This window comes from Sphingobacterium sp. UBA7855 (assembly GCA_002500745.1).
In the GTDB taxonomy this organism is placed as follows: Bacteria; Bacteroidota; Bacteroidia; order Sphingobacteriales; family Sphingobacteriaceae; genus Sphingobacterium.
In genome coordinates, this window is record DLST01000016.1 from 226,354 (window position 1) to 241,997 (window position 15,644).

General features: G+C 38.4%; 18 protein-coding genes. 4 read left to right on the plus strand and 14 right to left on the minus strand.

Going from position 1 to position 15,644, the window contains the following annotated elements:
* Positions 1–100 precede the first annotated feature (100 nt).
* The 14 genes from trpA to B2107_RS14770 all read right to left on the minus strand — a co-directional run bounded on the left by trpA (position 101) and on the right by B2107_RS14770 (position 11,389).
* Positions 101–862, minus strand: coding sequence for a tryptophan synthase subunit alpha (trpA, locus tag B2107_RS14705; RefSeq protein WP_293956425.1), 762 nt, complete (start codon positions 860–862; stop codon positions 101–103).
* Between the two features lie 3 nt (positions 863–865).
* Positions 866–2,050: a tryptophan synthase subunit beta gene (gene trpB / locus B2107_RS14710; protein WP_293956426.1), complete on the minus strand. Its 1,185-nt coding sequence runs from the start codon at positions 2,048–2,050 to the stop codon at positions 866–868.
* Positions 2,047–2,646, minus strand: coding sequence for a phosphoribosylanthranilate isomerase (locus B2107_RS14715; protein WP_414711849.1), 600 nt, complete (start codon positions 2,644–2,646; stop codon positions 2,047–2,049). Before B2107_RS14715 ends, trpB begins: the two co-directional genes overlap by 4 nt.
* Positions 2,647–2,674: 28 nt before the next feature.
* On the minus strand, positions 2,675–3,664 hold the full coding sequence (gene trpD / locus B2107_RS14720; protein ID WP_293956429.1) for an anthranilate phosphoribosyltransferase: 990 nt from the start codon (positions 3,662–3,664) through the stop codon (positions 2,675–2,677).
* Between the two features lie 351 nt (positions 3,665–4,015).
* Positions 4,016–4,483: a hypothetical protein gene (locus B2107_RS14725; RefSeq protein ID WP_293956431.1), complete on the minus strand. Its 468-nt coding sequence runs from the start codon at positions 4,481–4,483 to the stop codon at positions 4,016–4,018.
* A 147-nt stretch (positions 4,484–4,630) separates the two neighbouring features.
* Positions 4,631–4,852: a DUF2795 domain-containing protein gene (locus tag B2107_RS14730; protein ID WP_028072584.1), complete on the minus strand. Its 222-nt coding sequence runs from the start codon at positions 4,850–4,852 to the stop codon at positions 4,631–4,633.
* A gap of 122 nt (positions 4,853–4,974) precedes the next feature.
* Positions 4,975–5,733 carry an ABC transporter ATP-binding protein gene (locus tag B2107_RS14735; RefSeq protein ID WP_293956432.1) on the minus strand — a complete coding sequence of 253 codons (759 nt, stop codon included), beginning with the start codon at positions 5,731–5,733 and terminating at the stop codon, positions 4,975–4,977.
* Positions 5,715–6,506 carry a lysophospholipid acyltransferase family protein gene (locus B2107_RS14740; RefSeq protein ID WP_293956434.1) on the minus strand — a complete coding sequence of 264 codons (792 nt, stop codon included), beginning with the start codon at positions 6,504–6,506 and terminating at the stop codon, positions 5,715–5,717. Before B2107_RS14740 ends, B2107_RS14735 begins: the two co-directional genes overlap by 19 nt.
* Before the next feature lie 65 nt (positions 6,507–6,571).
* Positions 6,572–7,486, minus strand: coding sequence for a substrate-binding domain-containing protein (locus tag B2107_RS14745; protein ID WP_293956436.1), 915 nt, complete (start codon positions 7,484–7,486; stop codon positions 6,572–6,574).
* Positions 7,487–7,492: 6 nt separating this feature from the next.
* Positions 7,493–7,963 (minus strand): DsrE family protein, encoded by a 471-nt coding sequence (locus B2107_RS14750; protein WP_293956438.1) that lies wholly within the window; start codon positions 7,961–7,963, stop codon positions 7,493–7,495.
* A gap of 31 nt (positions 7,964–7,994) precedes the next feature.
* Complete coding sequence (locus B2107_RS14755; RefSeq protein ID WP_293956440.1) at positions 7,995–8,975, minus strand: c-type cytochrome; 981 nt, start codon at positions 8,973–8,975, stop codon at positions 7,995–7,997.
* A gap of 80 nt (positions 8,976–9,055) precedes the next feature.
* The gene (locus B2107_RS14760; protein WP_312378485.1) at positions 9,056–9,769 is read right to left on the minus strand and encodes a LysR substrate-binding domain-containing protein; all 714 of its coding nucleotides are present in this window, start codon (positions 9,767–9,769) and stop codon (positions 9,056–9,058) included.
* Positions 9,739–9,957, minus strand: a complete 219-nt coding sequence (locus B2107_RS14765) for a LysR family transcriptional regulator (RefSeq protein WP_293956441.1) — start codon at positions 9,955–9,957, stop codon at positions 9,739–9,741. Before B2107_RS14765 ends, B2107_RS14760 begins: the two co-directional genes overlap by 31 nt.
* A gap of 61 nt (positions 9,958–10,018) precedes the next feature.
* Entirely contained in the window at positions 10,019–11,389 is a 1,371-nt protein-coding gene (locus tag B2107_RS14770) for a dipeptidase (protein ID WP_293956442.1), read from the minus strand.
* Between the two features lie 107 nt (positions 11,390–11,496).
* Between B2107_RS14770 and B2107_RS14775 the strand changes: the two genes are divergently transcribed.
* From B2107_RS14775 to B2107_RS14790, 4 genes are all read left to right on the plus strand, one after another.
* Complete coding sequence (locus tag B2107_RS14775; protein ID WP_293956443.1) at positions 11,497–11,811, plus strand: hypothetical protein; 315 nt, start codon at positions 11,497–11,499, stop codon at positions 11,809–11,811.
* Positions 11,812–11,818: 7 nt separating this feature from the next.
* Entirely contained in the window at positions 11,819–12,370 is a 552-nt protein-coding gene (locus B2107_RS14780; protein ID WP_293956444.1) for an RNA polymerase sigma factor, read from the plus strand.
* The gene (locus tag B2107_RS14785) at positions 12,363–12,716 is read left to right on the plus strand and encodes a hypothetical protein (RefSeq protein WP_293956445.1); all 354 of its coding nucleotides are present in this window, start codon (positions 12,363–12,365) and stop codon (positions 12,714–12,716) included. Before B2107_RS14780 ends, B2107_RS14785 begins: the two co-directional genes overlap by 8 nt.
* Positions 12,717–12,902: 186 nt before the next feature.
* Positions 12,903–15,626 (plus strand): outer membrane beta-barrel protein, encoded by a 2,724-nt coding sequence (locus B2107_RS14790; protein ID WP_293956446.1) that lies wholly within the window; start codon positions 12,903–12,905, stop codon positions 15,624–15,626.
* The last annotated feature ends 18 nt before the right edge of the window (positions 15,627–15,644 follow it).

Sequence of the window (15,644 nt, forward strand, 5' to 3'; positions counted from 1 at the left end):
TCAAAAACTGTCCTAAAAATAAGCGTTCGATCCAAGAAAAAAGACTTTAGATCGAACGCTTATTAAAAAAATAACATTTTGCTAATTCTTAGCTTGTGGATTAAGCTTTGATGGACGAGATAAATGCGGGGATTTGGTTGATATAATCCTGATCTTTTAAGCGTTTAACAAATGCAGTACCTATGATAGCTCCTGCAGTATCTCTAGTTGCCTTTTGAAAAGTTGTTTTATCAGAAATACCGAAGCCGACGATCAATGGGTTTTTTAAATGAAGGTCATATACCCGCTTGAAATAAGCTGCTGTATTGTCTCCGACATCGAGTGTTTTACCGGTTGTGGCATTTGAAGAAAGCAAATAGATAAAGCTCTTTGAAAGGCTGTCTATTTTTCTGATTCGTTCCGTCGATGTCTGTGGTGTTACAATAAATACATTGGCAACTCCATTTTTCTCGAATGTTTCTTTATAAAAGTCTTCATATTCATCCATGGGTAGATCCGGTATAATCACTCCGGTTACACCTACATTTTTACATGCTTCACAAAACTTTTCGACACCGAATTGTAATACAGGATTAAAATATCCCATGAGAAATACAGGGATGCTGATATGTTCACGTAGGTCATTCAATTGGTCGAACAACTTTTCTAGCGTCATACCATTTGCCAAAGCAATTTCTGAACTGTGCTGAATGACAGGTCCGTCCGCAACCGGATCGGAATAGGGAAAACCAATTTCCAGAAAGTCCGCTCCGGCCTCTTCCAATTTCTTGGCAATACTTATTGTACTGTCCAATGTTGGATACCCAGCTGTAAAATATATCGATAAAAGGGGTTTACCTTCTTTTTTTTCAATTGTATTCATGACTTAAAAATCAAAGTATTTCATATAATTATCCAGATCCTTATCGCCGCGGCCAGAAAGACAGATAACGACGGTCTCATCACCTTTAAAAGGAATTTTCTCTAAATAAGCGAGCGCGTGTGCACTTTCAATAGCCGGTATGATACCTTCTAATCGTGTAAGTTCAAGACCAGCACGCATGGCTTCGTCATCAGTCACACTGACGTAGCTACCTCTACCGGATTTGAATAACCAGGCGTGCTGCGGGCCGATTCCGGGATAGTCGAGTCCAGCGGATATGGAATACGGCTCAATGACCTGGCCATCTGCTGTCTGCATGAGGAGGGAGCGACTTCCATGCAAGACTCCTTCTTTTCCTAAAGCTGTTGTAGCTGCGGATTCGCCTGAATCAACACCGTGACCCGCGGCCTCTACGGCATACAATTGAACCGATTCTTCATCTAAGTAATGATAGAACATGCCTGCCGCATTGGACCCTCCTCCAACACAAGCCAATACGATATCTGGATTTTCTCTTCCTGTTTTTGTCAAGAGCTGTTTTTTCGTTTCTTTAGAAATAATAGACTGAAAGCGAGCAACCATATCGGGATAAGGGTGTGGTCCCACAACCGACCCAATGATATAATGGGTGTCGACAGGGTTGTTGATCCAATCTCGCAAAGCTTCATTGGTAGCATCCTTTAGCGTTTTGGAGCCCGATGTCGCAGGAATAACTTCGGCACCCATCATTTTCATGCGTGCTACATTTGGAGCTTGACGTTGAATATCAACTTCTCCCATGTACACTGCACATTGTATCCCTTTCAGTGCACAAACGGTAGCTGTGGCAACGCCATGCTGTCCTGCGCCTGTCTCCGCGATGATGCGCTTTTTACCCAGGCGTTCCGCTAATAGAATTTGGCCAATGGTATTGTTGATTTTATGCGCTCCGGTATGGTTCAGATCCTCCCGTTTTAAGTAAATCGTAGTTCCATATTTTTCGGATAGACGCTTGGCATGATATAATGGAGAAGGACGTCCGACATAATCGCTTAGCAGTTGGTTAAATTCCTCCTGAAAGCTCTCTTCTTCGATAATTTTGAGATATTCTTCACGTAGCTCTTTCACATTTGGATAGAGCATCTCAGGGATATAAGCTCCTCCAAAGGGACCATAATATCCTTTTTCATTGACTTGATATATACTCATTTTTTTATAGTATTTATACTTTGGCTTAATAGCTCAATATCTTTTAAGCCGGGTTCTACTTCAAATTTTGAATTTAAGTCCAAGGCATATAGCCGTGGATCATTTCTTTCTAGCGCTGTTTTGATATTTTCGGGATCCAAACCACCGCTGAGAAAATAGGGGGTAGTCAGTTTGTATTGATCCAGGAGGGACCAGTCAAATTGTAATCCTGTACCACCGTAAGAACTGCTTTTCGTATCAAATAAAAAGTAATCTACAGTATTAGCGTAAGAATCTAAAGCTATCCAATCAAAATCTTGATCAACTCCGAAAGCTTTGATGATCGTAGCTTTTGATTTTTCTTTTAATTCGCGGCAGAATTGTACAGATTCGTCTCCATGTAGCTGAATTGCATTTAATTTAAATTCAGTTTTTTTAATAAGAATTTCTGAGAGACTTGCATTGACGAAAACTCCAACCTTGTTTAGGTTCTCAAGCTCTTTTATATATATGGAAGAGTTTTCGCCAACATAACGTTTGGATTGATCATAAAATATGAATCCCATATAGTCCACTTCCAGAGAAGCTACAGCCGCTATATTATTGTGATATTTCATGCCACAAACTTTTACTTTGACCGCCATTTTATTTTTTGATTAGTTTTTGGAAACTGCGCAAAGCTTTCCCTCCCATCAATGAGCTTTCGGCTTCATAAAAACAGTCGCCAAAAGATTTTTCGGGGTTAAAGGTCTTAATCGCAAATGCGGCGTTGGTCAAAACAACATTGTTCTGCACATCTGTACCCTGATTGTTCAATATAGATAAAAATGTTTGGGCGGCATCTGCTATCGTTTCACCACCCGTCAATTCCTGTGCTGAGACTGGGGTAAAACCAAGCTCTTCCATGCTATAGTAATTCTCTCCTTGGTTGTTGATTACCTTAAAATCACCGGTCATGGATATCTCGTCATAACCGTCCAATGCATGGATAATGGAATATTGTTTGTTGGTATTTTGGTATAGGTAACCATACAGTCTTGCTAATTCTAAACTAAAGACACCAACGGACTGAAATCTAGGATTGGAAGGATTTGTCAATGGTCCCAGCATGTTAAAGAAAGTCTTAATACCCAATGCACGACGTATCGGGGCAACTGTTTTCATAGCAGGGTGAAACAATGGCGCATGTAGGAAACAGATATTGGCTTCATCAAGCTGGCGTTGAAGTTCAGACTTATCGTTGCTGAATTGGTAGCCTAGATATTCCATGACATTGGATGAACCACAGCTCGAAGATACCCCGATATTACCGTGTTTTGCGACATGGTAACCAGCTCCTGCTGTGATAAAAGATGCTATTGTTGAGATATTGAAGGTGTTTTTACCATCACCACCTGTACCACAAAGGTCAATTAAATCATAACCGTTAAAATCCAGCTTGAGGCATAAATCATACATCGCATCTCTAAACCCGCCAAGCTCTTCAACGCGAATACTGCGCATACCATAAGCAGTCATAAATGCCGCAATTTGATGACTGTCGTATTTGCCCATGGCAATGTTGGTTAGAATCTCGTAGGCTTCTTGCCTAGAAAATGTTTTGTATTCAAATAAATGCGCTAAAATTTCTTTCATGGTAATTTAAATAAAAAAAGGCTTACCTTATTTAGGCAAGCCCATCATATCTTGATGTATTAATCAAATAATGCAATAGGAGTTTGCCACAACGTTATTCGTTGTGCCACCACCAAGCTTTATTTGATACAGTTATTTTCATTGTTATTTTTATTAATACAAATATGGTTGATAGAATTATAAAATGCAAGTGTTTTTATTGAAAAATTTTTAAGAAAGCATCATTAGCTTAATATTGCTCACAAATACACTGTAATGTATAGTTTAGTAAGAGCGTGTTAACATTGCCCTGACGGCGAAATTTGAGCGAAGGACACATAGACTTCTCGTAAAATAGGCGCACAACGAAAATTAATAAAAAACAAAATGAGCTTTGTTATTGCCTTTGGAGACTAATGTGAGCGATGCAATCTTTTTATCACGAATGACTACAGCAAATACAAAACGTTTGAGATATTTGACAAAGTAAACTTGCTGCGGATCAATACCTTCGAGATCTATGTCGCTTGTTTCTTTCCTTCCCGCTTGATCAAAGCTCAGATATTCCAATTTATTAATATCCTTACTTTGTATATTTATCCTGACTTCATCAATACTCGCCAATAAGTACTCCTGCATATCGTTCTCTTGTTTTTCTGATGTTATTAGGTCTTGACTTAAAATAACATCGGTAGCTAGAGTAGGATCATGTAATCGATGGACAAACCTTTTTAAAACAACAATATTTTCATTGCCAATTTGTTGTTCTTGTGCAAATGAGCTTTGGATAACTATACAGCTTATAAACAAAAACAATAATAGTTTTAATTTAATCTTCATACCTATGAGACTTGTCTTTATTAAAATGGATTAAACTATAAAATAAAAACCTTTTGAAACAGCATACAAGCTACACTGTATCGTCTACCAACGGCAAGAGCAGCCCTAAATAAAAAACGCCTTTATTTTAAAGGCGTTTTTTATTTTTTAGTATTCATCTTCATTGAAGAAGAAATCGTCTTTTGTTGGATAGTCGGGCCAAATTTCTTCGATATTTTCATATGGCTCGCCATCATCCTCAAGAGATTGTAAGTTTTCAATTACCTCAACAGGTGCACCTGAACGAATAGCGTAATCGATTAATTCATCTTTTGTTGCTGGCCATGGTGCATCTTCTAGATGCGAAGCTAATTCTAATGTCCAATACATATAAAAACAATTTAAGTTCTCTATTTTCGCAAAACTATGATTTAATTTAACTTAAGCAAGTAAATTGCGTGTTATTTTTTTTTGTTTGGTGTAAGTTGTTGATTCATAGCTTTATAATATTTTTAAATATTCTCGAAATCACTTCCCTTTTCGTTTAACGCATTCAGTCTTGGTGACACGGATTTGATGTCGGGGTTTGGATAATCATTTTCGATCAAGCCATCCCGCATACGTACAATACGATGTGCATGTAATGCGATATCTTCTTCGTGTGTGACTAGAATAATGGTATTACCTTTGGAGTGGATTTCTTCCAGTAGGCCCATGATCTCAATGGACGTTTTGGTGTCAAGGTTTCCTGTTGGCTCATCGGCAAGTATAATGGAAGGATCGTTGATCAATGCTCTTGCAACAGCAACACGTTGTCGTTGTCCACCCGAGAGTTCGTTAGGTCTATGATCCATACGGTGTCCTAAGCCAACACTTTCCAACGCTGCAGTGGCTTTTTCCTCACGTCTATTTTTATTATAGCCCGCGTAAATTAGGGGAAGCGCAACATTTTCAAGTGCTGTATTCTTTGGTAATAGGTTAAAAGTTTGAAAGACAAAACCAATTTCTTTGTTCCTTACTTCTGCAAGTTCATCGTCAGTCATGTCACTCACATTAATCCCATTGAGGATGTATTCTCCTCGGCTTGGTGTATCCAAGCAACCTAGAATGTTCATTAACGTGGATTTTCCTGAGCCCGAGGGCCCCATTAAGGCGACAAATTCTCCTTTATGGATATTGAGCGTTACGGAGCTTAAGGCATGAATTGTTTCAGCGCCAATCTGGTATTCTCTGGCAATATCCTTGATTTCGATTAAGATCTTTCCTGACATATTTTTTGGAGATTCTCTAGGTTATGAAAATACGATTTATTCTTCATAATCCAATAGGAATGCATTTTCTCATAGACCACTTTCTCCAATTCTGCCGCATTATCATCGTTAAAATTTTTGGTCTCTATCGGATTGAACACTTTTATTTTAACAATTCCTGGTCGAGATCCCCTTTTTGATCCATCATCGAAAAAGATATCCCAAGCATTCTCGATGATAATAGGTACCGTGGGAACGTTATTTTGAATTGCGATACGAAAGGCTCCAGATTTAAATGCGTGAATCTGCGGGGGGAAACCATCATCGATTTTTCCTTCTGGAAAGATAACGACACTTCTGCCATTTCGGACGATTTCATTGGCACGTTGGAAGGCTTTGAATGACGATACTTTACTTTTTCTAGTGACCGGGATATCTATTGTTTTGAAAAAAATACGTGTAACCGGATTTTTAAGCAATGACGCTTTTCCGATAAATGAAAAAGGGGCGGGGCACAAATAGGTGAGGGCCGTTATATCCAATACCGAAGTATGATTGGGACACAATACCATGGAACGGTTCCAATCTATTTTTGATTCATAGCTCACCTTAAAAAATACACCAGCTAGGGCCGAACCACCAACCGATACCCAACGCCGCATACGGGCGATCCGAGCATAGTTTTTTTCGGGACGTCGCGCTAAAAAATAGATATAAGGGAAAAACAGAAGAAAAACAAGTAGAACGCTGATAAAGTACCAATACCGATGGATTTTTTTGAACAATAGGATCATACAAGTCAACTAATTTTGACCTAAAGTAAAGAAAGAAAATGGATAATTAATTACCCATTTTCTTTTTAGTCTACTGTGAAACCATATTTTTTGTAAATATTCTTGGCCGTTGGTGAGTGCATGAATTTTAAAAAGTCATCTGCTGCCAGCGCATGGGGTGCGTTTTTAAGCTTTGCAGCGACGTAAGTTGTCGTTGTATTTTGAGCATCCGGAATGGGAATGCCTTCGACAGGATGGCCAATTAATTTTTGGTAAACGACTTCAGAAGCCCAAACGGGAGCTGCATCGGCCTGTCCATACAATACACGCATGGGGCTTTCGCGATGGTGGATCTTGGTCAGATAGGTGCTGCCATCTTTGACCTTATCATCCATGATTTTCTTGACAAGTTGCTCGCCCCCGGCTTTTTTATAGGATGCTTTGATCTGCTCACCTATTCCTTCCCATTGGGGATTAGGCATGCTGATACGAATATTTTCCTTTCCCAGATCATTCAATGTTCTGATATTGCCGGGATTTCCTGCTGGAACCATCAAACAGATATTGTTGTAGCAGTAAACCTGTGTGTGGCTGAAGTAATCTGCCATCTCGTTTATCGCTCGTTTGCTCGCTGTGTAAATATCAGGCTTATGCGTAATGCGTAGATTGCCTATCGTGATTGATCCGCCTTTAATCTGTTTAGCTAAAATGCCCGGCGGCAGGGTTTCAACAAAAATACGTTTGTATTGTGGGTATTCTTTTTTGAATGCTGCAAGTAGATCATCGACAACCATAAATTGATTGCCCGCGAAAAAGACAGTAAGCTGCGGATTCTCGATATCACCATATAAATCTGGAATATTGTCTATCCCGGGGACCGTAAAGTTTAAAGCCGATTCTGGTGGATTATTCCAGGGGGGATCAAAACGATGTTCTTGTGCCTTAATTTCATGGGCCCTCAATAATGCTATTGTTAGACCAAGCAATAGAAAATTTCTCATTATACTTTATGGTTTAACGATAATCCACCCTTCATTTGCTCTTAAGATTAATTCACCATTTCCGCTAGGCACATAGCCTATAAAATCAAATAGTTCTTCTTTGGCAATATGTTTCTCTTCCAACGTATTGAGGCATTGCGCTACGATAACGCCTTTTTCGACCAGGTCTTTCAAAGGTTTCTCATATTGGCTGTTCTTTTTTAGGTAAGCTTCGGTACCACCGGAAAATGCAACCAATTCAATTTGTAAACGTCCTTTTAACCGTGGATCTTTCAAGACATTGTTAATATTGCGAATTGCTTTTTCGATTGTTTTTGGATCATTGCTGTCCAGCTGATAAATGGCTTTGTACGCTTTTTTCTTTGCAACGGCACCGCTGTAATGATGGTTATTGAGCAACAATTTATTGTCCTGTGCTTTCGCTTGAATAGTCATTATCACTACTAGAATGCAAGCGATTGTAAATTGTTTTTTCATATTTATTATTGATTTAATGGGGTATTTATGTTTAAAAATTAAAAGGTCCGAGTTTATGTTGTTCTATACTAACGTTATCGGCATAAGGTGGATAGGGGCTATCTTTTGGTTTTTTAATTAGATTAGGATAGTCCAATTGCTTGTTTGTTTTTTGTGGTCTATCGAAAGAATTGATATATGCTGCGACATCATAGGCCTCGTCGTCTTTCAACTGAGGTGCATCATAAGTTGCGCCTAAAGGCATATTGGCTTTGATAAAACGAGCCGCGGTAAGCAATCGTGCCATTCCAGCACCATCATTGTAGCTGTCATTACCCCATAAGGGAGGATATTGATACCCTTTTCCCGCTGTTTGAGGTAGTCCCTGACCATCCTTTCCATGACAACTTGTACATTTATTCTCAAAGACCAATTGACCATGTTTCAAGTCCGCAGCACGATTGGGGATATCCATTTTTATAAATCCTTGGCCTGCTAACCGACCTTTATTAACGGTATTTACGCTGATGTTCTTGATATAGGTGATAATGGCTCTCATTTCCTTGCTATTTTCAGGAATGGCTCGGCCGTTCATGCTTCGCTCAAAGCAACCGTTGATGCGCTCTTCAAGTGATTCAACCTTATTTTCCCTTGCGATGTACGTTGGGAAGACATTGGTGAGCCCGACATAAGGGGCAGCAAAAGCCTTTGTGCCCCCATTGAGATGGCAGCTGCTGCAGGCAAGCTTGTTTCCAATTTTGACCTCCCCATCATAGAAATAATCGTATGTATTTTTGATGAGCTTTTCACCATAATTGGCCATTTTACCTTCGGGATTATCTTTGAAAGCGATTTTCTTAAACTGTGAAACGTGCATAATAAGGGAATCGTTGTGTATTTCAATAGCATCTGTTTGCCTATGGTGTTCTTCATATTTTAACGGAAATACACATAAAGTTGTACAGGTAATCACCAACGCTACAATGATCCAGCTGAGTGCCTTTAAGTGATTTGTAAGTTTCTTATAATCCATTACGCTAATTCATTTCTACAAATCTAAGCGCCTCTAATCTGTAATTAAAACGAAGTTTTTTTATGAGACATAACATTTGGTTATAACTTGAGGTTTTGCCGTAGACAGAATTGCAGAAACTGGTTGGGCGTACCGGCAAGTCCTCCATATAAATGGGTAAAATAGAAATAACGTTCTATTGTCAATTGCGGGATATCGACAATGGTCAATAAATTATTTAACACTTCTTTTTGAACTGTATGAATCGATAAAAAAGCAAAGCTATTGCGACGGGCAAGATAGCCTTTGATACTCTCTGTTGAAGGCAAGATCATTTCTATCTGTACTTCGGATAGATTGATGCGGTTATCTTTTAGTGCATTCTCTATAATTGTTCGTGTACCCGAGCCCTGCTCGCGTAGTACCAAAGGTAAGCGTGTAATATCGGATAATGTTAGATTTTTCAATTGAGCTAATAATGGGTTTTGGCTATTTGTGACTAAGACGAGTTCATCCTTCATAAAAGGAATGTATTTTAGGGCCCGGTTGTCGGTAGACCCTTCCGTAATACCTAAATCCAATGTTCTATCGATAAGCTGTTCCTCAATACTGCGGCTGTTGGATTGAAAAGATTGGATACGATTGTTGGGATATTGCGATAGAAAATCGGCAAGTAGAGCAGGTAAAACATATTGGGATATGGTTGTGCTCGCTCCTAAAACCAGATTCCCTTTTCTTCCTTCCTGTAATTCCTGTATTTCTTGGCCAGCCTGATTATAAAGTGTTATAATTTGTTGGGCATATTTATATAAAATTTGACCTGCATCAGTGAGATTGAGATTATTTCCTTTCGTTCGAAAAGCGGTATTCCGAGTCTCTTTTCCAGTTCTTGGATATTTTTGCTTACTGCCGGTTGCGAGATGAAGAGTGCCGAAGCAGTTTTGGTGAAATTAAGGTGCTGCGCTGCAGTATAAAAAACAATTAAGCGAAAATCGAAATCCATAAAACGATAAAGGGTTATTTCTAAAATTTAAAAATAACCCTTTATCGAATGAAAAACTAAATTATTTACTGAGTTCTGCGTAATATTTATGAAATAATGGAATTGTTGAAATTCCCATGAGGTAATTCTCAATACCATATTTTTCATTTGGCGAGTGTAGGTTGTCGCTATCCAAGCCAAAGCCCAAAAGCACTGTTTTTAAACCCAATACTTCTTCAAAAAGAGCAACAATTGGTATTGAACCACCACCACGCGTTGGGATAGGTTTGACACCAAAGGTGTCATGTAGGGCTTTTTCTGCCGCTTTGTAAGCAACACTGTCGGTCGGTGTGACGACAGGTTCACCACCATGATGAGGTTTAACTTCTACTTTCACATAATCTGGTGCAATAGCTTCAAAATGTTTTTTGAAAAGCTCCGTAATACGGTGAGAGTTTTGGTTTGGCACGAGGCGCATGGAGATTTTCGCATTCGCTTTTGATGGAAGTACTGTTTTGGCGCCTTCACCGATATAACCACCCCAAATACCATTTACTTCTAAGGTTGGTCGAATACCGGTGCGTTCTAATGTTGTGAAACCTTTTTCTCCCCAGATATTTTGGATACCCAGGTCAGTTTTGTATTCTTCAATGTCAAAAGGTGCTTCATTTAAAGCTTTACGTTCTTCAGCCGTCAATTCGACAACATCATCATAAAATCCAGGGATAGCGATATGATTGTTTTCGTCATGTAATGATGCAATCAGTTTCGCTAATATCGTGGCCGGATTAGCTACTGCTCCACCATATACGCCCGAGTGTAAATCTCTATTAGGCCCCGTAACTTCAACTTCAACATAAGAAAGGCCGCGTAAGCCAGTTTCTAACGATGGTTGAGCCATGCTGATCATCGAGGTGTCAGATATAACGATAACATCTGCTTTCAGTCTCTCTGTATTTTCTTTAACAAATGTACCCAAATTGACTGAGCCTACTTCCTCTTCACCCTCAATCATAAATTTGATGTTACATGCTAAAGCATCATTTTTAATCATGTATTCAAAGGCTTTTACATGCATGTAAAACTGACCTTTATCATCGGCAGATCCACGTGCATAAATTTTACCATCACGGACCGTCGGTTCGAAAGGAGGGGTATCCCACAACTCGTATGGATCAGCGGGTTGTACGTCGTAATGACCATATGTCAACACTGTGGGAAGTGCCGGATCGATAATTTTTTCTCCATAAACGATTGGATTACCAGCGGTAGGACAAACTTCTACATTGTCGGCTCCGGCTTCACGCAATTTCTCAGCAACAAATTCAGCAGTTTTTTGGACATCTCCTTTGAATTTAGGATCGGCACTTACTGATGGTAAACGCAATAAATCAAACAACTCATCCAAAAATCGTTGTTTGTTTGCTTCTACATATTCTTTAATGTTTTGCATATTGTTTGTGTTTGAAACAAATTTACACAAATCAACACATTTAACTCAATTTGTTGTAACCTTTTCGGGGATGGTTGCGACTAATGTAAAAACTAATTCAAATAATTATGGAAAAGCAAACAGTAGGGGCCATTTTAGGAATCGGACTATTTACATGTATCACGTTGTGTGTTTATTTTATTATGCGGTATCGGAGCGTGGCTGTACATATTCCAGGTGAAAATAAGAAAAGAGAGCCACTAGATTGGCAAAAGCCCGGGATTTTGGTACTTGGTATAGGGATAGGATTATTCATTGTGGGAATTTTGGACAACTACATGAATACTGATTTGCCAGATTCACTTGCCGTCGCAATTTTGATTATTTCTGCGGGTGTTGCAATGATAATTGCTAACCGATTGGATAAAAAACGCGATATTTAACTCGCTAATGGATGAAATCTATATTCGAAAAGTTCTATCAGGCGATGTGGAATCCTATCGTTATTTTATAAAAACGTATAAGGATATGGCATTTTCTGTCGCTCTTTCTATTGTAAAGGAAGAGCATTTGGCAGAAGATGTCGTTCAGGATACATTTATAAAATGTTATCAATCGCTGTCTTCCTTTAAAGGGAAATCGAAATTTAGTACATGGTTTTACCGAATTGTTGTGCATGTTGCTTTTAATGCCATTCGTCATAAGAAACTGGATTTGGTCAATTTTGATCTAACCCACCATGACATGTCGCATGAAGATTCCGTATTGGATGAAATAATCGACCACGAAAGAAAAGAAATGATCAACGATGCACTCACTATTCTGCCCGCTCGAGAGTCTGTTGCATTACGGTTGTTCTATCTCGAAGAACAGTCGATGGATGAAATTAAAGAGATTATGGGCTGGACATTAGCGAATACCAAAGTGATCTTGCACCGGGCCCGTAAAAATATGCAGATCATTTTAAGTCAGTTAATTAAAAAAGCGGAGTATTATGGATAAGGAACAGGAAAAATTCAAGAAAGTTATGCAAATGAGTAAAATAGAAATGCCATTTGATGATTTTGAACAACGTATCATGAACGGTATTGCTGCGCTTGAGAAAGATAAAGAGAAAGCCCTGTCAAATAAAAAGTATGCGATTACATTTTTTCTTCTTGGGACTGTTTGTGGCATGATGTTCAATAATTATCTGATGGCCAAAATTCAAGTTGCAGACATTGCCCCGGATCTTAAAAATTATAGTGCGATTGGTGGCCAGTTATCTTTTGCTGTTTTGATATGCTTTTTCTGTCTTCAGTTGTGGCGATTGATCAATATGCAACAAAAGAGGCATTATCAGGTATAGTAAACGATCTTTTTTGTCGAATATGCATAGTCTAAGTTTTTTGCGAATTGGACTTTATATTTCGTTCATCTAGCGCAGCTAAGGGGTCAAATTGGTTTTTTAAAAATAAAATTAATTTTACTGTAACAAAACATTAGTTTTATCTACTAATGATATATTGATATTAATTTACTATCCAACAATTTTATGAAGAGAGTTTTACAAATGCTCTTGTTTTTCATTTTTGCTATCCCTGGTTTGGCTTCAGGTCAATCCAAGATTGCTGGAAAAATAAGTGATGTAAAGGAGCAACTAAAGTTATCAGACGCAACAGTCATGCTATTGACTGCTAAAGATTCCATATTGACCGGCTTTACCCGATCGGATGAAAATGGTCTGTTTTCATTGACCAAGCCTGATACAGGAGCTTATATTCTCATTGTGAGTTATCCCAAGTATGGTGATTTTTATACGGAGATCAAATCCGGTGTGGACTATTCCAAATTGGCTATTGGTCTAACGAATACAGCCACATTATTACAAGAAGTTATTGTTACTGGCCGTATCCCAATTACCATCAAAGGGGATACCACTGAGTATGATGCCGGCAGTTTTAAAGTGGAGAAGAATGCAAAGGTTGAAGACCTGTTGAAAGCGTTGCCTGGTATCACGGTTGATGCATCTGGAAAAATTACTGCACAGGGTAAAACAGTAAAAAAAGTATTGGTAGATGGCGAGGAATTTTTCGGCGATGATCCGACGTTGGTAACACGCAATATCCGATCGGATATGGTCGATAAAGTTCAGGTTTATGAGAAAAAATCGGAACAGGCCGAGCGAACAGGAGTGGATGACGGTCAGCGTGAGCAAACGATCAATGTAAAGCTAAAAGAAGGTTCCAAAAATGGTATGTTCGGAAAAGCGCTTCTTGGCGGTGGAACCGACGATTACTATATGGGGCAATTGATGTTGAACAAGTTTAAGGGCTCGCAAAAAATATCAGTTTACGGTCTTTTTGGTAATAATGGTACTACCAGTATGAATTGGCAGGATGCACAAAAGTATGGTGGTGATTCAGGTGTATCCTATGGTGATGACGGATCGATGAGCTGGTCTAATTTTACGGACCCTTTTTCTGGACAAGGAGTTATCGGTGTGCCACGTGCCATAAATTCAGGCGTTAACTTCTCGGATAAATTTGATAAGGACAAACATACAGTCAACATAAACTATAAATATGGAAGATTGAGTAGCGATGGAAATGATGAAACGATTATGACCGGTTTGATCAATAACAAATCGGTGAAGAATGTCGATTCTGAAAATGATCAGCATCGTGCCAATCTGAAATATGATCTCAAATTAGATTCGTTAAACCTTTTAACCATAAAGGGGGGAGCATCAAGAAAAAATCTTTGGTCAAATAATACGCGTGAGGCGTATCAGTTTAGTCAAAATGCAGATACGACCATTGCTGAAAGTACAAGTGAATTGGTTAAAAATAACATTAATGAGTTTGATTTGAGTACCTATTTCACCCATAAGTTCAAGAAAAAAGGACGCTCCTTTACATTTGATGGTCAATGGAAACGAAATGAGATGAAAGGTACTGGACATTTAAAGTCGGACCTGAAAAATTATAGCCTAAAAACAGATTCTACGACCGATCAAAGTAAAGTACGTAACAATACAAGTAATGTGCTAAGTGCTTCAATTTCCTATACTGAACCCTTAACCAATAGCTGGAACCTTGTGGTTGGAACAGGAATTGAGCAAAGTAACAGTAGTTCCCTTGTGGAGTCATTCAATAAAGATGATGATGGCGATTATACTCAACTCGATCGTCGTTTCAGTAATAATTATGATTTCGATAGAAGTAGTAACAGATACAAATTTGCTATAGTCCATACAAGTGAAAAGTTTAAGTTTACTGTGGCCAATAATTTTAATAATGATAAATTGAAACAGTTCAATAACTATACAGACGAGGGGATTACAAGAAGTTACTTTACGTACAATCCAAATGTAAGTGCAGGCTATTCTTTTACGAAAAGTAAGGGGTTATGGCTGAACTATACTGGTAAAAACCAATTGCCTTCCTTGAGTCAGATCCAACCGATATTAGATAACTCCGACCAGATTAATCGTTATCTGGGGAATGAAAATTTAAAGCCGTCATTTAAAAATTCCTTAAATCTGAATTATAACTCATTTCGCGTGCTGACCGGAAACTATATGTATATCGGTGGTAATATTTCTACCGAAAAGAACCCGATAACACAAAATATTGATACATTGAACGGGATCAACACATATACGTGGAATAATGTTGATGGTAAGACAAATACTTCGCTGAACGTATGGTCTGGTGTTTATTTTAAGTTGAGCAAAAAACTTGGCCTTTCCAACTCGCCACAGTTTTATGTAAATATGAGTGACAACTATAATATGTTCAATCACCAATTGAATAAAGTAAATACCACGAACTTTAATTTTACGTATAATTTTAAAAGAGATACCAAAACAGGTTTAAATTTTGACCTGAACCTTAGTCCCCAGTACCGTTTGATGAAATCAAGTTTGGAGCGTAATACAAACAGTAATGGTTTTGTATTTTCCTCAAACGGAAGTGTGGAGTATTTTTTCAACAAAACATTTAAGGTTTATACCAATTACACCTATTCCTACGAGGCGGCCACCAAAGCTTTCGATGAGAAGTTTGAGCAGTTTTTGTTGCATCCGGGTGTGAGTAAGAAATTCCTTAAAAATGAATCATTGGTGCTGGATTTTACAATCAACGATGTTCTTAATCAAAACAAGGGCTTTAGTCGTTCGGCATCGACTTCAGTCTTTACGCAACGTCGATATGATACGATACGCAGATATTATATGCTTAAACTATCATGGGATTTTACAAAAATGTTTTTATAAAATATTAAGCAAGATACA